Origin of the sequence: Flavobacterium plantiphilum (assembly GCF_046000495.1) — a bacterium.
Taxonomy (GTDB): Bacteria; Bacteroidota; Bacteroidia; order Flavobacteriales; family Flavobacteriaceae; genus Flavobacterium; species Flavobacterium plantiphilum.
Genome location: NZ_JBELQA010000009.1, coordinates 90,714 through 109,826 on the forward strand (window position 1 = coordinate 90,714; position 19,113 = coordinate 109,826).

The window sequence follows — 19,113 nt, forward strand, 5'->3', positions numbered from 1 at the left end:
GCACCGAAATTAAAAAATAAAGATGTCTAAAGCAATCACGGAGAAAATCAATTTACATCCCAGAAACCAACATCGATCACGCTATGATTTTATGTTGCTGATTGAAAATTGTCCCGAACTAAAATCTTTTGTCCATCGCAACGAACATCATCCCGACACTTTGGGAGAAACTATTGATTTTAGCATTCCGAAAGCGGTAAAAGCATTAAACAAAGCATTATTACATACTTATTATAATATTCAAAACTGGGATATCCCTCAGGATTACCTTTGTCCTCCCATCCCCGGACGAGCAGATTACATTCATTACATAGCTGACTTATTAGCCGAAAGCAATAACGGAATCATACCAACAGGAAATGAAGTAGAAGGTTTAGATATTGGTGTGGGAGCTAATTGTATTTATCCTATAATTGGTAATGCAGTCTATGACTGGAGTTTTGTAGGAACCGATATTGATGACAATGCGCTGAACAATTGTACTAAAATAATCGAAGCAAATCCTGAACTGACTGATGCAATTAGTCTACAGCAACAATTAGAATCACGTTATATCTTTAAAAACATCATCACTCCCGAAGATAAATTTGCTTTCACGATTTGCAACCCACCTTTTCATAAATCAGCCGAAGAGGCCGGCAAAGGCAGTCTGCGAAAAGTAAATAATCTGGAAGATAAAAAAAACACCAAAGCCGTTTTAAATTTTGGTGGACAAAATACAGAGCTTTGGTGCGAAGGCGGCGAACTGGGCTTTATTACCCAAATGATTTATGAAAGCGCCCGTTACCCCATGCAGTGTCTTTGGTTTACCACACTTGTTTCAAAACAATCACATCTGAAAAGTTTATACAAAACTTTAAACAAAGTTAATGCTGCCCAGATAAGAACCATAGATATGACTCAAGGGCAAAAAATAAGCCGTATTCTGGCCTGGTCTTTCCTGACCGAAACTCAACAACAGGATTGGGAATTTGAAATAAAACCCTCTGTTTTTTAAAAAATTCTTTTTATTATTTTCTTTTGTTTTCTTTTATTTTCTTTTACTTGTTTTTTTTATCAAAAAAAAATATCTTTAACGCATCTTTTTTTTCAATTAAACAGTTTTTAATTGAAATATTAGTCAGCTAGAAAAAAAACCAACATCGATTATAAACAAAAAAATATGAAAAAGCTGTTTTTACTGACATTTATTTGTTTTGTACAATTTTCAATTGTAGCACAAAATCCAACACCTACAAAGCCCAGGGTTCTTATAAGTACTGATATAGGAGGTACTGATCCTGATGACAATCAGTCTATGACGCATTTACTTATGTACAGTGATTTGTTTCAATTAGAAGGTCTGGTTTCATCTCCTTCCTATGGCGACGGAAATAAAGAAGAGATTCTTAGAATGATTGACCTTTATGAAAAAGATCTTCCAAAACTAAAAAAACACAATAAAAAGCTGGCTCAGCCAAAATATTTACGCTCCATTACCAAACAGGGGCTTAAAGGCAACGCTTCTTTTTCAGGATTCACCAAAGCAACCGAAGGTTCCGACTGGATTATTAAATGTGCCAAAAAACAAAGCGATCAACCTTTATGGGTTTTAGGCTGGGGCGGTCTTGAAGATATTGCACAAGCTTTGCACGATGCACCTGAAATTCAGCATAAAATCAAAATATACTGGATAGGCGGTCCCAACAAAAAATGGAGCGCTAACAGCTATGCCTACATCGTAGAAAACTTTCCTAACTTGTTCTTTATCGAAGTTAACTCTAGTTATTACGGTTTCTTTTCGCACAATAATGAACCCGATACTGTTAAAACCTCTGACTATTTTGATACTGCCATTCAGGGAGCAGGTCATCTTGGAAAAGACTTTAAAAGCTATTATGACGGAGAGATCAAAATGGGTGACTCTCCTTCTTTATTTTACCTGATGGATGGAAATCCTGATAATCCAGGCAGAGAAAGCTGGGGAGGCAGCTTTGAAAAAATAACACATAGCCCTAGAACTATCTACCACGGTACAACAACTCTAAAAGACACTGTCGCTTATTGTTCCATTATTGAAATGCATTTAAAAGGTCCAAAAAAAGAACTTCCTATCAATACTGTTTGTTTTACTATGGAAATACCATACGGAAATAATATCCAAAAATGGTCTGGTTACTATTTAGGAAATGGCGATTATGCCATAAGATACATTCCTAAAAAAGCAGAAAACATACATTATCAAATTCGTTCCGAAATTGCCGAACTCAATGGTCTTGAAGGCGATATTGTAGTGACTAATTTATGGCCTGGCAAACAACAAAAAGACAGTTATATTTTAGGCAACAACTGGTACAGTGACAAATCAGACAGTTCTCTATTTGATGGAAAAATTCAAGGTGGAAAAACCATTTTAAAATGGCGCAATGCCATTCTGGAAGATTGGACTAAACGTTGGGATTGGTTAAAATAATGGAATAATATTTTTTTCGTACCTGAATAGTAACTCTTACATAAAAAAACTATGAATCCTAAAGTAGCCCAATTTTTAAGCAAAGCAAAAAAGTGGCAGGATGAAATGACACTGTTAAGAGAAATAATTACAGAATGCAAACTAGAGGAAGATTTCAAATGGATGCATCCCTGTTATACCTTAGACAATGCTAACGTGGTATTAATTCACGGTTTCAAAGACTATTGCGCCTTACTATTTTTCAAAGGGGTTTTAATGAAGGACGAAAAAAAAATTCTGATTCAACAAACGGAGAATGTTCAGGATCGAAGACAACTTCGGTTTAAAAATGTAGCAGAAATTGAAAAATTAGAATCAGTTATCAAAGCTTACATACAGGAAGCGATTGCTATAGAAAAAGCAGGTTTAAAAGTCGTAATGAAAACCACCGCAGAATTCAATATGCCGGAAGAATTCCAGACTGTTTTAGAAGATATGCCCGAACTAAAAGAAGCATTTCATGCCTTAACTCCAGGACGTCAAAAAGCCTATTTATTATATTTTTCTTCGGCAAAACAAGCTAAAACCCGTGAAGCCCGAATTGAAAAGTATCTTGAAAAAATTCTTAATGGAAAAGGATTAGATGATTAAACAGTAGACAAATGAAATTAATTGGAAAATTAATCTTTTTATTTTTTACAATATTTTTACTGCTTCCTTATTGCATAGCAATAAATGAAAAAATACAAAGACCTCAATTTAAAAATCTTTCTACGAAAGAATTTATATATGTTGGATTGATTCTTAGCATACTGATTGTTATTAATATTTATTGGTTACTTTCTTTTTACAAAAAGAAAAAATGAGCCATCAATTTACGCTGTCATCATCATCATACTTTATTGCCAATAAACTTTGTAACTTTGCAACTTCAAACTTTGCAACAAAAAACAAATGAATTTCCAAGTCGTATCGGATTACAAACCAATGGGAGACCAACCCCAGGCTATTGACAAACTCTCGCAAGGTATCATAGATGGCGAAAAGTTTCAAACGCTTTTAGGGGTTACAGGTTCCGGAAAAACCTTTACAGTAGCCAATGTTATTCAGGAAGTACAACGTCCAACTTTAGTTTTGGCACACAACAAAACCCTGGCCGCTCAGTTGTATTCGGAATTCAAACAGTTTTTCCCTAATAATGCAGTAGAATATTTCGTTTCCTACTACGATTATTACCAACCCGAAGCATTTATGCCGGTTACAGGGGTTTTTATCGAAAAAGATTTATCTATCAACGAAGAGTTGGAAAAAATGCGTTTAAGCACCACTTCTTCCCTACTTTCTGGTCGTAGAGACATTCTTGTGGTAGCTTCTGTTTCTTGTTTGTATGGTATCGGAAACCCTGTCGAATTTCAAAAAAATGTCATTGCTTTAGAAAGAGATCAGGAAATTTCCAGAACCAAATTATTGCATAGCTTGGTGCAAAGTTTGTATTCCAGAACCGAAGCCGATTTTACACCTGGTAATTTCAGAATCAAAGGGGATACTGTGGAAATTTTCCCAAGTTATGCAGATGACGCCTATCGGATTCACTTTTTTGGTGATGAAATCGAGGAAATTGAAAGCTTTGATGTTCAAACGGCTCAAGTGATTGAACGATTTGACAAACTCACTATTTATCCGGCTAATATGTTCGTGACTTCTCCAGATGTGCTACAAGGCGCTATTTGGGAAATTCAGCAAGATTTAGTTAAACAAGTAGATTATTTTAAAGAAATAGGCAAACATCTGGAAGCCAAAAGACTGGAAGAACGAACTAATTTCGACTTAGAAATGATTCGCGAATTGGGTTATTGTTCCGGTATCGAAAATTATTCCCGTTATCTGGACGGCAGATTGGCCGGAACGCGTCCTTTCTGTCTATTGGATTATTTCCCAAAAGATTATTTAATGGTAGTTGACGAAAGTCACGTAACGCTTTCTCAGGTTCATGCTATGTATGGAGGCGACAGAAGCCGGAAAGAAAATTTAGTGGAATACGGTTTCAGACTTCCGGCCGCTATGGACAACCGTCCTTTAAAGTTTGAGGAATTTGAGGCCATGCAAAACCAAGTCATATATGTATCGGCAACTCCGGCTGATTATGAATTACAAAAAAGCGATGGTGTATATGTAGAACAAGTGATTCGTCCTACGGGATTATTAGATCCTATTATCGAAATTCGTCCCAGTTTGAATCAAATTGATGATTTAATTGAAGAAATTCAGCAACGATGCGAACTGGATGAACGGGTTTTAGTGACCACTTTAACCAAAAGAATGGCTGAAGAATTAGCAAAATACTTAACTAAAGTCAGTATTCGTTGCCGCTATATTCACTCTGATGTCGATACGCTGGAGCGAATTGAAATCATGCAGGATTTACGAAAAGGAATTTTTGATGTTCTCATCGGTGTCAACTTATTGCGTGAAGGTTTGGATTTACCTGAAGTTTCGCTTGTAGCTATTTTAGATGCTGATAAAGAAGGATTCTTGCGCAGTCATCGTTCGTTAACGCAAACTATTGGTCGTGCAGCACGTAACTTAAATGGAAAAGCTATTATGTATGCCGATAAAATTACAGATAGCATGCAAAAAACGATTGACGAAACCAATTATCGCAGAACAAAACAGATTAATTTCAATACCGCTAATAACATCATTCCACAGGCATTGAATAAGAAAATAGACAGTGCCTTTACCAAAAACCCACTGGTGGAATACGAATTGGGACACACGCTAAATACGGCAGCAGAACCGGTAAACGAATATTTATCCAAAGACGAAATAGAAAAACGAATTCGTGAAAAACGAAAATCAATGGAAAAAGCCGCAAAAGAACTCGACTTTATGCAAGCCGCAAAATTACGAGATGAAATAAAAAAATTACAAGAACAGCTGGTTTAATACACGGATTCATCATGAAAAATATTCCATAAAGCATCATCAGGAATGATGGTATTAGGTGCATTTTTCATTTTTTTCAACAAAATCCTTACAGCATCTGTATCTAAGCCCATACTAATGGCAATATGGATAATTAAATCCGGATCCTGCTTGTATAAAATACCGTCATCCTGAAAAAATAACACCAGCTGATAAAATTGCTTGATTCTGTGCAGCTTTAAATTATCCGGCAATGGAGGCAATTCATGACTTAATAAATCTATAAATCCTCCTTTTTCAAAATTGAGTTCATTGGCTATCAAAAATAAAAAATCATACCCTTTTTTACTCAATTGACCATCAACTGAAGCGAAGGCGATCATTTCTAAAAGCAATTTCTTCTTTTGTTCACAAGTATCCATATCATAAATAATTTTAGCTAAAATATCATTTTTTATGATAATAACCCAAAGAAAACTCCTTTATTAAACAATTTAATTGAAAAATCACATTTTTTTCATACAGTAAAAAAGTTAAAAAACATTCATATATTGAAATATTTTAACTTTTAGTTTAAAAAAAGTCAATCTGAAAAACCCTCTTTTACAGATAACACTTTTATCAATATCCTTTTTTATCATATAAGCAAAATGAGATTAAAAAAATCAGAAAATCAAAATTCTGCTATATCGTGAAAAAATATTCATTTTTATAGCTTAATTTTATCATCAAACGCGCTATTATGGAATTGATTATTAAAGAATACGAGCTACAATTAAAGCATACTTTCACAATTTCCAGAGAATCTATTGATATTCAGCCTTCCTTAATTGTACAGTTAAAAAATGGCGGATTCTCAGGATATGGCGAAGCAACCTCTAATCCTTATTACAACATCAGTGTCTCTATGATGAAACAGGATTTAGAAGCAATCCGAAACCTAATAGAAACTACCACTGAAGAAACTCCTGAAGATTTTTGGGCAAAAGTATATCCTTATTTAAAGCACGATATGTTTGCTTTATGTGCATTAGATATGGCTTACACCGATTTATACGCCCGAAAAAAAGGACAAAAACTCCACGAACTATGGGATTATAATATTGAGAAAAATCCATTAACAAATTATACCATAGGAATTGATTCTATCGATAAAATGGTATCAAAAATGAAAGAATTACCGTGGCCAATATATAAAATCAAATTAGGCACCAGCGAAGATATAGCTATTGTTAAAGCTCTAAGAGAACATACTGATGCTGTTTTTAGAATCGATGCTAATTGCGGATGGGGTATAGAAGAAACACTGACTAATGCAGTAGAATTAAAAAAGCTTGGGGTCGAATTTCTGGAACAGCCACTAAAAGCCGATGACTGGAAAGGACATGAAATTATCTTCAAGCATTCCGTATTACCTGTTATAGCTGATGAAAGCTGTATTGTTGAACAGGATATATCCAAATGCTACAATCATTTTCATGGTGTGAATATTAAATTAGTAAAATGCGGCGGGCTGACACCTGCACGAAGAATGATACAACAAGCCAAAAAATTAGGATTGAAAACAATGGTAGGCTGCATGACAGAATCCTCTGTTGGTATTTCGGCAATTGCCCATTTATTACCACAATTGGATTATGTAGACATGGATGGAGCATTACTTTTATCTGAAGATATTGCAAACGGTGTACAGATTGAAAAAGGAGTCATTGGATACTCTAATTTAAATGGAACAGGAGTTGTTCTTAAATAACAATTAATGAAAGTAATACAATTTCCGAACCGGATATTAAAAGTTAATGGTGATAACTATTTGTATTTTGGCGGTACGGCTTATTTAGGTTTACCGCCAAATAAAAAATTTCAAAAAATACTTTTTAAAAATATTGCCCGCTGGGGAACGGCATACGGAAGTTCGCGAAATGCCAATATTCAATTAACCGCTTATGAGAAAGGAGAACGTTTTTTAGCTCAGTTTATTCAGGCCGAAGCAGCTCTTACAGTTTCATCCGGAATGCTTGCCGGACAATTAGTACTTAACACTTTAGAATCTCAAACGGATGTTTTTTTTCATTTTCCTGATACACATGTCGCAATAAGCCACAAAAAAAGTCTCCCTTTTTTTATAAACAACCAATTAAATCCGCGTTTATCAGACGAAAAACCTGAAAAAATAACCATTCTTACAGATGCAGTAAATGCTAATGCTGTTACTCCCGTAAATTTTTCTGTTTTAAAACAAATTCCGGCGCATAAAGAAATAACCGTTGTTATTGATGAGTCACATTCACTCGGAATCTTAGGTAATAATGGCAGCGGAATTTTTTCGATGTTACATCACCCCAACATCAAACGCAAAATTTCGCTTGCTTCGCTGGGAAAAGCCATGGGATTATCCGGTGGCGTAATTGCTGCTGATTCCAGTTTTATTTCGGAACTGAAAGAAAATGATATTTTTGTATCCAGTGCCGGAATGAATCCTGCATTTGTAAAAACTATCGTTGATGCAAAAAAACTCTATTTTGCCCAAAACAAAAAATTAAAACAAAACCTGGATTATCTGGATTCAAAATTAATTTCAAATACTAATATTCTTTTTGATAAAAATTACCCTGTGATTTATCCACGCATTGAAAATATCAATTCAGTTTTAGTTTCAAATAAAATTATTATTACGCATTTCAAATATACTTCTGATACAGATTTGAACCGGATAATAATTACAGCAAATCATAAAAAGAAGGATTTGGACCGAATAATAAAAATCCTCAATCAATACTAAAACGAAATTGATAAGCTAATGTCATAATAACGTACCTTTGTAAAAAACACATCAATGACAAACAACGATATCTTTAAAAAATTACGCGTAGCATTAATGTTGCGTGATGACCAAATTGTAGAAATACTGGAATTAGTTGATTTCAGAATTTCCAAATCAGAATTAGGAGCTTTTTTTCGTGATGAAAAACACCCCAATTATATGGAATGCGGTGATCAGGTATTACGCAATTTCTTAAATGGACTAGTTATTCATTTGCGTGGAACAAAAGAAAATCCTAAAAATCCAAATGATGTTTTAGCAAAACATAAAGCACAAATTCCTAAAAAAGAAAGTACTAAAGAGCGAACTGAATTTAAAGCTGCTGCTAAAGATGCCGAAAAAGGAAGAGCAGATCAAAAGCCTGCCAAATCAGTTTCGACAGCTAAAAAACCTTTTAAGAACAACAATTCAAAAGCGACTCCAAAAGTACAGATTGTAGAAAAAGTAAAGTTCAATAACGGTAAAAATAAAAAAACTAAATAAAGTTTTTTATAATTCATTAAGTAACTTAAAACAAAAATCCCGGACAGCATCCGGGATTTTATTTTCTATGTATTTTCATTTATTTAGTGAATTTAACCAGAAAAACAAGTCCTTTACCAACTTCCAGTTCATCTGTAGATAATTTTCGATAATTCAATGTATTTTTAATAAAATAATTTAAACTTTCATTAGAGGTATTAGTACTCATCACTACAATTTCGTGATTTTCATTAATTGCAATTCTTACTTTTACCAAAACATCCTGATCCAACCCTGTAAATGTTGGATAACTATTAAGCATCTTAGTTATTTCCTTGTAAGTTTCACTTAAAGAAGCTGTTGAGTTATTAGGTGATTTTTCTGCTGCAAATGCTGTTGTTAAAAATAAAGTAACAACAACTGATAGAATTAGTTTTTTCATGATTTCTTAGTTTTTAATTAGAATTAAATTGTTTCAAGATTTCATTATAAAAGTAGAAAAAAGCGTTGTACAAAAAACACCTAATTAACTGATATAGTAAGTTTTACGAGACACAAAATATTACAGCACAAAAAATAGAAGTCCGATAAAAAAAAATATCTTATTTTTCATTATTCATATAAAAAAAGCTTTTTAGACGAAAAAAAATTAGTTAAAACAGCCAAAACAAACAAAACTTTGCGAATAATTTATCTAAAAAAACGTCTAAAACAAAAAAATCCCGGATATGAACCCGGGATTTTTGCTTTTTTTAGTTTAAAAATTTACTTGGTAAACTTCACCAGAAAAACAAGTCCTTTCCCTACTTCTAATTCATCAGCTAACAACTTTTGATAATTTAAAGTATTCTTGATGTAGTAGTTTAACTCTTCATTTGTTGTATTCGTACTCATCACTACAATTTCATGTTTCTCATTAATAGCAATTTTTACTTTTACAACAACATCCTGATCTAATCCTCCAAAGTTTGGATACGTATTTAACATTCTAGTTAGTTCTCTGTAAGTCTCATCAAAATTTTTTGCTGTATTGGGAGACTTATTAGCAGCAAATGCTGTACTCATAAACAAAGCAACAATAACAGATAAAAATAATTTTTTCATGATTTTTAGTTTTTAATTACAGTTCAAAATTACTACTGTTTATCAACATAAAAACCACAAAAACAATTACTTAACCCAATCATAAAAACCTTTATTTTTTACTTTTTATCAAGTATGAAAACTATCCGCTTAAAAAATAAGAGCTCTATAAAAATGGAGAACTAATTTTTAATTAATCTCATAAAAACAGGAAAAACAGTAAATAAAAAATACTAATTAGCCTGATAATATTAAATTAACACAATTATAAATGATTAAACAAAAAAAAATCCTGTCTCGTTTTGCAACGAGACAGGATTCTAATATATAACTAAGTTTCTTTATTAAGAAAGTGCAGCCTGTACCTGATCAGCAGCTTCCTGGAATTGCACTGCAGATAAAATTGGCATACCAGAGTTGTCAATTAATTCTTTTGCAATTTCAGCATTCGTACCTTGTAAACGAACAATGATTGGTACTTTAATAGCATCACCCATGTTTTTATAAGCATCAACTACACCCTGAGCAACACGGTCACAACGAACGATTCCTCCAAAGATGTTAATTAAAATCGCTTTTACGTTTGGATCTTTAAGAATAATACGGAAAGCCGTTTCCACACGTTTAGCATCAGCAGTTCCTCCTACGTCAAGGAAGTTAGCCGGTTCAAAACCTGCATATTTAATTAAATCCATAGTTGCCATAGCAAGACCCGCACCATTCACCATACAACCTACAGTACCGTCAAGATCTACATAGTTCAATCCTACTTCTTTAGCTTCTACTTCAATTGGATTTTCTTCAAGAATATCACGCATTTCAGCATAAGCTTTTTGTCTGTATAATGCGTTATCATCAATATTTACTTTAGCATCAACCGCTAAAATTTTATTATCAGATGTTTTTAATACCGGGTTAATTTCAAACATTGAAGCATCAGAACCAATATAAGCTTTGTATAATGCATCGATGAATTTCACCATTTCTTTGAATGCGTTTCCTGAAAGACCTAAGTTAAAAGCAACTCTTCTTGCCTGAAAACCTTGTAGTCCAACAGTCGGGTCAATTTCTTCAGTAAAAATTAAATGAGGTGTATGCTCAGCAACTTCTTCAATATCCATTCCACCTTCAGTAGAATACATAATCATGTTACGTCCTGTAGCTCTGTTTAACAAAACAGATACATAAAACTCAGAAGTTTCAGATTCTCCCGGGTAGTACACATCTTCAGCAATTAAAACTTTATGTACTTTTTTACCCTCTGCAGAAGTTTGAGGAGTGATTAATTGCATTCCGATAATTTCGCTAGCAATTCCTTCCACTTTATCGATTCCTTTAGCAAGTTTCACCCCGCCGCCTTTACCACGTCCACCTGCGTGAATTTGGGCTTTTACAACGTACCAACTTGTTCCTGTTTCGGTAGTTAATTGTTTTGCAGCAGCAACAGCTTCAACCGCATTATTGGCAACGATTCCGCGTTGAACGCGAACTCCGTAGCTTGCTAAAATCTCTTTTCCTTGATATTCGTGTATGTTCATAATATAGAATTTGTCTGGATTCTGAAGTTATTTCAAAATATGAGTGCGACAAAAGTAGCAAAAATGAACTTAAATCTGAAATCTTTTTAGCGATTTAAAATATCTTATAAATAAAGTTAAAAAAAAATGCTTTTGCGTTCATTTTTTCAGCAAAAAAAAGATTTTGTAGCGAAAAAAGAAGCAAACTGACGTTTTTACATGGAATTTTACAATATTCAATTTAAAAAAATCAGAAATAATTGTCAAAATATCACCCAAAAAACAAGACTATATTAACGATTTGTTAATACATGAGGTAAATAATGCAATTATTATTATTTATTATACATTTTTCTATTATTCCTGTAAAAGTAGCCCATAATAGCCTCAATGGATGGATTATATTTAATGAAATATCTATTTTTGTAGAAAAAATTATCAAGCATGAAACTTAAAGAACAAGGCCTTTATTTGCCAGAATTCGAGCATGAAAACTGTGGAGCTGGTTTTATTTGCAACCTTAAAGGTGAGAAAACGAATCAAATTATACACGACGCATTAGAAATTCTAGTAAAACTAGAGCACCGTGGTGGTGTAAGTGCTGACGGAAAAACGGGAGATGGAGCTGGACTTTTGATTGACATTCCTCACGAATATTTCAACAGAGTTTGTGATTTCAAATTGCCTGCTCCACGTGAATATGCTGTAGGAATGGTGTTTTTGCCTAAAATCCAGAATCAGTACGTTTTTTGTAAAGACATATTTGAAAAAGAAATTAAAGCACAAGGACTTACTATTTTAGGATGGAGAGAAGTTCCTGTAGATTCTTCTCAGTTAGGAGAGATTGCTTTAGCATCTGAACCTACTATCGAACAAATTTTTGTTGGTCAGAGTGAATCTATAGATGAGGCTACTTTTAAAGCTAAATTATATGCAGCCCGTAAAATTACAGAACACACTATTGCTAATTCAAAAATATCGCAAAGTTCTTATTTTTATGTTCCAAGTTTATCTACTACTACCTTAATATATAAGGGTATTATCATGCCTGAGGATATTGGTCCATATTATACTGACTTACAACAAACGGATTTGGTTACCCGTCTTGCATTGGTACACCAGCGTTTCTCTACGAATACAATGCCTACATGGGAGTTATCCCAACCATTTAGATATATGTGTCAAAATGGTGAGATTAACACTTTAAGAGGTAACGTGAGTAGAATGCGTGTACGTGAAGAAATCATGAAAAGTGATGTCTTTGGTCCACAAATAGAAAAATTATTCCCAATCATTCTTCCAGGAAAATCAGATTCTGCTTCTATGGATATGGTTGTGGAGTTATTAACTCACACCGGACGTTCATTACCGGAAGTAATGATGATGATGATTCCTGAAGCATGGGAAAAACATAAAACCATGTCTGACGAAAGAAAAGCTTTCTACGAATACAATGCCTGTATCATGGAGCCATGGGACGGACCAGCATCTGTACCATTCTCTGACGGAGATTACGTAGGAGCTTTATTAGACCGTAATGGTTTAAGACCTTCCCGTTATACTGTTACTAAAAGTGGTAAATTGATTATGGCATCAGAAATTGGTGTTGTAACAGTTGATCCTGAAGATGTAGAAAGCCACGGTAGATTAGAACCTGGTAAAATGTTCCTGGTTGACATGAACGAAGGACGTATTATTAATGATGAGGAAATTAAAAGCAAAATTGTTTCTGAAAGACCTTACCAAGAATGGTTGAAACAATATCGTTTGAACCTAAAAGACGTTCCTACTACAACTAAAGCTTGTCCAATTGAAACTATCGATTTAAAGACCAGAGAGCGTTTATTCAACTATACATTAGAGGATATTCAGGATATGATTACTCCAATGGCTCAAGCTGGAAAAGAAGCTTTGGGTTCTATGGGTATCGACACTCCTCTTGCTGTATTATCAGACAGACCTCAATTAATCCCTAACTATTTCAAACAATTATTTGCGCAGGTAACTAACCCACCTTTGGATGGTATCCGTGAAGAAATTGTTACTGATATTAGTTTAGCATTAGGTCAAGACAGAAATATTTTTGATATTTCCAGCAAACAATGCAGAAAATTAAGAATTCAGAATCCGGTTATTTCTAACGACGACTTAGAAAAAATCAGAAATATTGATATCGATCACTTTAAAGCAGAAACTATTGAAATCCTTTATGCTAAAGACAAAGGTTTAAATGGTTTAGAAAATGCCTTAGAAGATATTATTATCCAGATTACAAAAGCTGTAGAAAGAGGAACAAACTTAATAATCTTATCAGACAGAGGTGTAAACAAAGAGTTTGCCCCAATCCCTGCATTATTAGCTTGTTCTTATGTAAATCATCAGATGAACCGTCTACGCAAACGTTCTTATTTTGATATCATCATCGAATCAGCTGAACCACGTGAGCCACATCATTTTGCCACATTGTTTGGATATGGAGCCAGTGCGATTAACCCTTACATGGTTAATGAAATCATTCGCGTACAGGTACAGGAAGGATTTATTACCGGAATTAGCGAACAAAAAGCAGTTGATAACTTCAACAAAGCTATTGGTTCAGGTATTTTAAAAATCATGAACAAAATTGGAATCTCTACGTTACATTCTTACAGAGGTTCTCAAATTTTTGAAATCGTTGGTTTCAACTCTAAATTTGTTGAAAAATACTTCCCTTATACAGCTTCAAGAATTGAAGGTATTGGATTGTACGAAATTGAAAAAGAAATAAACGAAAGATATAAATATGCTTATCCGGATGTATTAGTTCCCAACCGTTTAGGATTAAACATTGGAGGAGAATACAGATGGAGACGTAATGGGGAAAGACATATGTTTAACCCTACTACTATTGCTAAATTGCAACAGGCAGTACGTTTAAGCGATCAGGACAGTTATGATGTTTATTCAAAAAGCGTAAATGATCAGGCTAAGAGTTTAATGACTATTCGTGGTCTATTTGAATTCGATAATCTGGATCCAATTCCATTAGACGAAGTAGAACCATGGACTGATATCGTAAAACGTTTCAAAACCGGAGCGATGTCTTACGGATCTATTTCCAGAGAAGCACATGAGAACTTAGCTATCGCTATGAACCGTATTGGAGGTAAATCTAATTCAGGTGAAGGGGGAGAAGACAGAACCCGTTTCCAGCCAGATGTAAACGGAGACAGCCGTAACTCAGCTATCAAACAAGTAGCTTCGGGACGTTTTGGAGTAACTTCTCACTACTTATCCAGTGCAAAAGAGATTCAGATTAAAATGGCTCAGGGTGCAAAACCTGGAGAAGGTGGACAATTACCAGGTGAAAAAGTATTGCCTTGGATTGCATCGGCTCGTAACTCAACTCCTTTCGTAGGATTAATTTCACCTCCGCCACACCACGATATCTACTCAATTGAAGATTTAGCACAATTAATCTTCGACTTGAAAAATGCTAACAGAGAAGCACGTATCAACGTGAAACTGGTTTCTGAAGTTGGTGTTGGAACAATTGCTGCCGGTGTTGCTAAAGCAAAAGCTGACGTAGTATTAATTGCTGGTTATGATGGTGGTACAGGAGCTTCTCCATTAACTTCATTGAAACACGCAGGTCTTCCTTGGGAACTTGGATTAGCCGAAGCACAACAAACTTTGGTATTAAATAACTTAAGAAGCCGTATTGTTGTAGAATGTGACGGACAGTTAAAAACAGGTCGTGATGTTGCTATTGCAGCTTTATTAGGTGCTGAAGAATTTGGTTTTGCCACTGCTCCACTTGTAGCTTCCGGATGCATCATGATGCGTAAATGCCACTTGAACACTTGTCCGGTAGGTATTGCAACTCAGGATAAAGAATTGCGTAAAAACTTTAAAGGAACTCCTGAGCACGTAATTAACTTCTTCTACTATGTAGCGGAAGAATTAAGAGGAATTATGGCTTCTTTAGGTTTCAGAACTATGGAAGAAATGATTGGCCAGACTCACAAAATCAACTCTAACAAAGCCATTACACACTATAAAGCAAGAGGTCTAGATTTATCATCTATACTGCACCGCCCGGCATCTTACAAAGAAATGACCGTTCGTAACACTGAGAAACAAGATCATGGATTAGACAATGTGATGGATTTCCAAATCTTAAAAGATTCTCACCGTGCTTTATACAGAAAAGAAAAAATGTCTTTAGAATATCCTATTAAAAATACCGACCGTTCAGTGGGAGCTATTGTTAGTAACGAGATTTCAAAAATATATGGTCATTTAGGTTTACCAGAAGACACTTTAAATATTCATTTTACAGGATCTGCAGGACAAAGTTTAGGAGCATTTAGTGCTCATGGATTAACTTTCACTGTTGAAGGAAATACGAATGATTATTTAGGAAAAGGTTTATCCGGAGCTAAATTAATCATCAAAAAACCTGCAAAAGCAACATTTGTTGCCTCTGAAAACATCATCGTAGGAAACGTTTGTCTATTTGGAGCAATTGAAGGAGAAGCTTTCATCAACGGTATTGCCGGAGAGCGTTTTGCAGTTCGTAACTCAGGAGCAGTAGCTGTAGTTGAGGGAGTTGGAGACCACGGATGTGAATACATGACTGGTGGAAAAGTAGTTGTTCTGGGTAAAACAGGAAGAAACTTTGCTGCAGGTATGAGTGGAGGTATCGCTTATATCTATGATCCTGAACACAAATTCAAAAATGGTTTATGTAATACTGAAACCATCGAATTTGAAACAGTTGAAGGAAACGAAGCTGATGAATTAAAACATTTAATTGAAAGACACGTGGCGTACACAAACAGTACAAAGGGTATCGAATTATTAAGTGATTGGAATACAAGCTTAGAAAATTTTGTAAAAGTAATGCCTACAGAGTACAAAAAAGCATTAAAGCGTTTGGAAACAGAGGTACAAATGGTAGAAGAATTAACAGCATAATACAATGGGAAAAGTAACAGGTTTTAAAGAATTCGAAAGAAAAGATGAATCATACACAGCAGTACAAGAGCGTGTAGGACATTATAAAGAATTTACAGTTCCTTTGAGTGAAGCTGAAATTACTGAACAAGGATCACGTTGTATGGATTGTGGTATTCCTTTTTGCCACAGTGGATGTCCATTAGGGAATTTAATTCCTGATTTCAACCACATGGTACACCAGGGTGAATGGCAAAAAGCTTCCTGGATACTACATTCAACAAATAACTTCCCTGAATTCACAGGACGTTTATGTCCGGCACCATGTGAAAAAGCATGTGTATTAGGAATTATTGCTGATCCGATTTCTATTGAAAATATAGAAAAAAATATTGTGGAGCGTGCTTTTGCTGAAGGATGGATTAAACCTCAACCACCAAAAGTAAGAACCGGAAAAACAGTTGCTGTAGTAGGATCAGGTCCTGCAGGTTTAGCTGCTGCACAACAATTAAACAGAGCAGGTCATACTGTTACTGTTTTTGAAAGAGATAATGCAATTGGTGGACTACTTCGTTACGGAATTCCTAACTTCAAAATGGAAAAGGAAATTATCGACCGTAGAGTTGCCATTCTGGAAGCAGAAGGAATCACATTTAAAGTAAATACAAATGTTGGGGTTAACTACTCAATAGAAGATTTAAAAGCATTTGATTCTATCGTTCTTTGCGGTGGAGCTACTGAAAGAAGAAGCTTACCTACTCCTGGAGCAGATGCTGACGGAGTGGTTCAGGCGATGGATTTCTTAACACAACAGACTAAAGTAGTTTTTGGTGAAAAAATTGAAAACCAAGTTATGGCTACCGGTAAAGATGTGATCGTTATTGGTGGTGGAGATACAGGTTCTGACTGTGTGGGTACATCTAACCGTCACGGAGCAAAATCAGTAACTAACTTTGAGATTATGCCTAAACCACCAGTGGGAAGAAGCGAATCTACTCCATGGCCTTTCTGGCCGTTACAGTTAAAAACTTCTTCTTCTCACAAAGAAGGTGTTGAAAGAAACTGGTTAATCAATACTAAAGAATTCATTAAGGATGCTAATGGTAAATTAATCGCTTTAAAAACGGTTAATGTAGAATGGAAAATGGTTCCGGGACAACGTCCTGAATTAATCGAAATTGAAGGTTCTGAAAAAACATGGCCTTGTGATTTAGCTTTATTAGCACTTGGATTTACAGGACCAGAGAAAAACTTAGCAGAACAATTAGGTCTTGAAACTGATTTCAGAAGCAATTACAAAGCAAACAACTACCAAACAAATGTTCCTAACATATTTACTGCGGGAGATATGAGAAGAGGACAATCATTAATTGTATGGGCAATCTCTGAAGGCCGTGAAGCTGCAAGAGAAGTTGATTTGTATTTAATGGGAACTACTAACCTTCCTACTAAAGAAGGTGGAGATTTACCTCCATTATAAAACTTATAAATCTTTAAAAAAGGCTATCCGAAAGCAATTTCAGATAGCCTTTTTTGTTTTTGCGATAATTCAAACTCTCCTTTTGTTTAAATAGTAATAATTACAACGTTGTATGTTTATTTTAAAACAATTTGTTACAATTTGTTAGAAATATTTTTATCTATTGTGGTATCAATAAAGAATAATAAATTTGTGTAAAAATAACAACAATGCAATCAAAAGACTTACTTCAATTAGCAGAACAATTTGGCAGCCCATTATATGTGTATGATGCCGAAAAAATAAAATCACAGTACAATAGATTAACAAAAGCTTTTTCTAAAGTAGAAAAACTACGTATCAATTATGCTATGAAGGCATTGTCTAACGTTTCTATTCTTCAATTGTTGAGAGAATTGGGATCATGTCTGGATGCTGTTTCTATTCAGGAAGTACAATTAGGACTTCATGCAGGTTATTCTCCGGATCAGATATTCTTTACTCCAAATGGTGTTTCTCTTGAAGAAATTGAAGAAGTACACGCTTTAGGAGTTCAAATTAATATTGATAATTTATCTATTCTGGAACAATTTGGTACAAAACACCCAACAGTTCCTGTGTGTATCCGAATTAACCCTCACGTTATGGCGGGTGGTAACGAAAACATTTCAGTAGGACACATTGACAGTAAATTTGGTATTTCAGTACATCAATTGCCACACTTAGTACGCATTGTTGAAAACACCAATATGAACATCGTGGGTATCCACATGCATACCGGTTCTGATATTTTAGATATCGAAGTATTTTTGTATGCTGCTGAAATTTTATTTGATGCTGCAAGAAATTTCAAAAATCTTGAGTTCTTAGATTTTGGTAGCGGATTTAAAGTTCCTTACAAAAAAGATGATATTGAGACCGATATCGAAGAATTAGGAAAAAAATTATCGAAAAGATTCAATGCTTTTTGTGATGAATACGGTAAAGAGTTAACGTTGATTTTTGAACCAGGGAAATTTTTAGTGAGTGAGGCAGGTTATTTTCTGGCTAAGGTAAACGTAGTAAAACAAACTACATCCACTGTTTTTGCAGGAATTGATTCCGGTTTCAATCATTTAATTCGTCCTATGTTTTACGGTTCACAGCACCATATCGAAAACATTTCGAATCCAAAAGGAAAAGAGCGTTTTTACTCTGTAGTAGGATACATTTGTGAAACCGATACTTTTGCAAGCAACCGCAGAATTCAGGAAATTGCCGAAGGCGACATTCTTTGTTTCAGAAATGCCGGAGCATACTGTTATTCTATGTCTTCTAACTATAATTCCAGATACAAACCAGCAGAGGTTTTATGGATTAACGGAGAAGGTCATTTAATCAGAGCTCATGAAACATTTGAAGATTTATTAAAAAATCAAATTCCATTGCCGGAATCTGTAACAAAACAGTAAATACAAGAATTAAAATCATAAAA

14 protein-coding genes are annotated in these 19,113 nt (G+C 34.5%); 10 read left to right on the forward strand and 4 right to left on the reverse strand.

The window, feature by feature from the left end; all coding sequences use genetic code 11:
* Positions 1–22: 22 nt before the first annotated feature.
* The 4 genes from rlmF to uvrB all read left to right on the forward strand — a co-directional run bounded on the left by rlmF (position 23) and on the right by uvrB (position 5,377).
* Complete coding sequence (gene rlmF, locus ABS764_RS14695; RefSeq protein ID WP_408082547.1) at positions 23–997, forward strand: 23S rRNA (adenine(1618)-N(6))-methyltransferase RlmF; 975 nt, start codon at positions 23–25, stop codon at positions 995–997.
* A gap of 165 nt (positions 998–1,162) precedes the next feature.
* Positions 1,163–2,452, forward strand: coding sequence for a nucleoside hydrolase-like domain-containing protein (locus ABS764_RS14700; RefSeq protein ID WP_408082548.1), 1,290 nt, complete (start codon positions 1,163–1,165; stop codon positions 2,450–2,452).
* Between the two features lie 51 nt (positions 2,453–2,503).
* Complete coding sequence (locus ABS764_RS14705) at positions 2,504–3,082, forward strand: YdeI/OmpD-associated family protein (protein WP_408082549.1); 579 nt, start codon at positions 2,504–2,506, stop codon at positions 3,080–3,082.
* A 303-nt stretch (positions 3,083–3,385) separates the two neighbouring features.
* A complete protein-coding gene (gene uvrB / locus ABS764_RS14710; protein ID WP_408082550.1) occupies positions 3,386–5,377 on the forward strand; it encodes an excinuclease ABC subunit UvrB in 1,992 nt (663 codons plus the stop codon).
* Here the strand turns inward: uvrB and ABS764_RS14715 are convergent.
* On the reverse strand, positions 5,374–5,778 hold the full coding sequence (locus tag ABS764_RS14715) for an excinuclease ABC subunit B (protein WP_408082551.1): 405 nt from the start codon (positions 5,776–5,778) through the stop codon (positions 5,374–5,376). The genes uvrB and ABS764_RS14715 overlap by 4 nt on opposite strands.
* 320 nt (positions 5,779–6,098) lie before the next feature.
* On the opposite strand from ABS764_RS14715, the gene ABS764_RS14720 reads away from it, so the two are divergent.
* Genes ABS764_RS14720 through ABS764_RS14730 form a run of 3 tightly spaced genes read left to right on the forward strand, consistent with a single transcriptional unit; the run spans position 6,099 to position 8,663 of the window.
* On the forward strand, positions 6,099–7,109 hold the full coding sequence (locus tag ABS764_RS14720; protein WP_408082552.1) for a dipeptide epimerase: 1,011 nt from the start codon (positions 6,099–6,101) through the stop codon (positions 7,107–7,109).
* A gap of 6 nt (positions 7,110–7,115) precedes the next feature.
* The gene (locus ABS764_RS14725; protein WP_408082553.1) at positions 7,116–8,138 is read left to right on the forward strand and encodes an aminotransferase class I/II-fold pyridoxal phosphate-dependent enzyme; all 1,023 of its coding nucleotides are present in this window, start codon (positions 7,116–7,118) and stop codon (positions 8,136–8,138) included.
* A 54-nt stretch (positions 8,139–8,192) separates the two neighbouring features.
* On the forward strand, positions 8,193–8,663 hold the full coding sequence (locus ABS764_RS14730) for a DUF1456 family protein (RefSeq protein ID WP_408082554.1): 471 nt from the start codon (positions 8,193–8,195) through the stop codon (positions 8,661–8,663).
* Positions 8,664–8,742: 79 nt separating this feature from the next.
* Here ABS764_RS14730 and ABS764_RS14735 read toward each other — a convergent pair whose 3' ends face one another.
* The 3 genes from ABS764_RS14735 to sucC all read right to left on the reverse strand — a co-directional run bounded on the left by ABS764_RS14735 (position 8,743) and on the right by sucC (position 11,263).
* Complete coding sequence (locus ABS764_RS14735) at positions 8,743–9,084, reverse strand: hypothetical protein (protein ID WP_408082555.1); 342 nt, start codon at positions 9,082–9,084, stop codon at positions 8,743–8,745.
* Positions 9,085–9,407: 323 nt separating this feature from the next.
* On the reverse strand, positions 9,408–9,746 hold the full coding sequence (locus tag ABS764_RS14740; protein ID WP_408082556.1) for a hypothetical protein: 339 nt from the start codon (positions 9,744–9,746) through the stop codon (positions 9,408–9,410).
* 323 nt (positions 9,747–10,069) lie between these two features.
* A complete protein-coding gene (gene sucC / locus ABS764_RS14745; RefSeq protein WP_408082557.1) occupies positions 10,070–11,263 on the reverse strand; it encodes an ADP-forming succinate--CoA ligase subunit beta in 1,194 nt (397 codons plus the stop codon).
* Between the two features lie 423 nt (positions 11,264–11,686).
* On the opposite strand from sucC, the gene gltB reads away from it, so the two are divergent.
* The 3 genes from gltB to lysA all read left to right on the forward strand — a co-directional run bounded on the left by gltB (position 11,687) and on the right by lysA (position 19,090).
* On the forward strand, positions 11,687–16,201 hold the full coding sequence (gene gltB, locus ABS764_RS14750) for a glutamate synthase large subunit (protein ID WP_408082558.1): 4,515 nt from the start codon (positions 11,687–11,689) through the stop codon (positions 16,199–16,201).
* Positions 16,202–16,205: 4 nt separating this feature from the next.
* Entirely contained in the window at positions 16,206–17,660 is a 1,455-nt protein-coding gene (locus tag ABS764_RS14755) for a glutamate synthase subunit beta (RefSeq protein WP_408082559.1), read from the forward strand.
* Between the two features lie 209 nt (positions 17,661–17,869).
* The gene (lysA, locus tag ABS764_RS14760) at positions 17,870–19,090 is read left to right on the forward strand and encodes a diaminopimelate decarboxylase (RefSeq protein WP_408082560.1); all 1,221 of its coding nucleotides are present in this window, start codon (positions 17,870–17,872) and stop codon (positions 19,088–19,090) included.
* Positions 19,091–19,113: the final 23 nt, after the last annotated feature.

What these genes read in the sequence shown, in the direction of transcription:
- uvrB (WP_408082550.1), top strand. Translation starts at nt 3,386, where the DNA reads ATGAATTTCCAAGTCGTATCGGATTACAAACCAATGGGAGACCAACCC.
- ABS764_RS14725 (WP_408082553.1), top strand. Translation starts at nt 7,116, where the DNA reads ATGAAAGTAATACAATTTCCGAACCGGATATTAAAAGTTAATGGTGAT.
- ABS764_RS14705 (WP_408082549.1), top strand. Translation starts at nt 2,504, where the DNA reads ATGAATCCTAAAGTAGCCCAATTTTTAAGCAAAGCAAAAAAGTGGCAG.
- ABS764_RS14700 (WP_408082548.1), top strand. Translation starts at nt 1,163, where the DNA reads ATGAAAAAGCTGTTTTTACTGACATTTATTTGTTTTGTACAATTTTCA.
- ABS764_RS14740 (WP_408082556.1), bottom strand. Translation starts at nt 9,746, where the DNA reads ATGAAAAAATTATTTTTATCTGTTATTGTTGCTTTGTTTATGAGTACA.
- ABS764_RS14730 (WP_408082554.1), top strand. Translation starts at nt 8,193, where the DNA reads ATGACAAACAACGATATCTTTAAAAAATTACGCGTAGCATTAATGTTG.
- ABS764_RS14735 (WP_408082555.1), bottom strand. Translation starts at nt 9,084, where the DNA reads ATGAAAAAACTAATTCTATCAGTTGTTGTTACTTTATTTTTAACAACA.
- ABS764_RS14755 (WP_408082559.1), top strand. Translation starts at nt 16,206, where the DNA reads ATGGGAAAAGTAACAGGTTTTAAAGAATTCGAAAGAAAAGATGAATCA.
- gltB (WP_408082558.1), top strand. Translation starts at nt 11,687, where the DNA reads ATGAAACTTAAAGAACAAGGCCTTTATTTGCCAGAATTCGAGCATGAA.
- rlmF (WP_408082547.1), top strand. Translation starts at nt 23, where the DNA reads ATGTCTAAAGCAATCACGGAGAAAATCAATTTACATCCCAGAAACCAA.
- lysA (WP_408082560.1), top strand. Translation starts at nt 17,870, where the DNA reads ATGCAATCAAAAGACTTACTTCAATTAGCAGAACAATTTGGCAGCCCA.
- ABS764_RS14720 (WP_408082552.1), top strand. Translation starts at nt 6,099, where the DNA reads ATGGAATTGATTATTAAAGAATACGAGCTACAATTAAAGCATACTTTC.
- sucC (WP_408082557.1), bottom strand. Translation starts at nt 11,263, where the DNA reads ATGAACATACACGAATATCAAGGAAAAGAGATTTTAGCAAGCTACGGA.
- ABS764_RS14715 (WP_408082551.1), bottom strand. Translation starts at nt 5,778, where the DNA reads ATGGATACTTGTGAACAAAAGAAGAAATTGCTTTTAGAAATGATCGCC.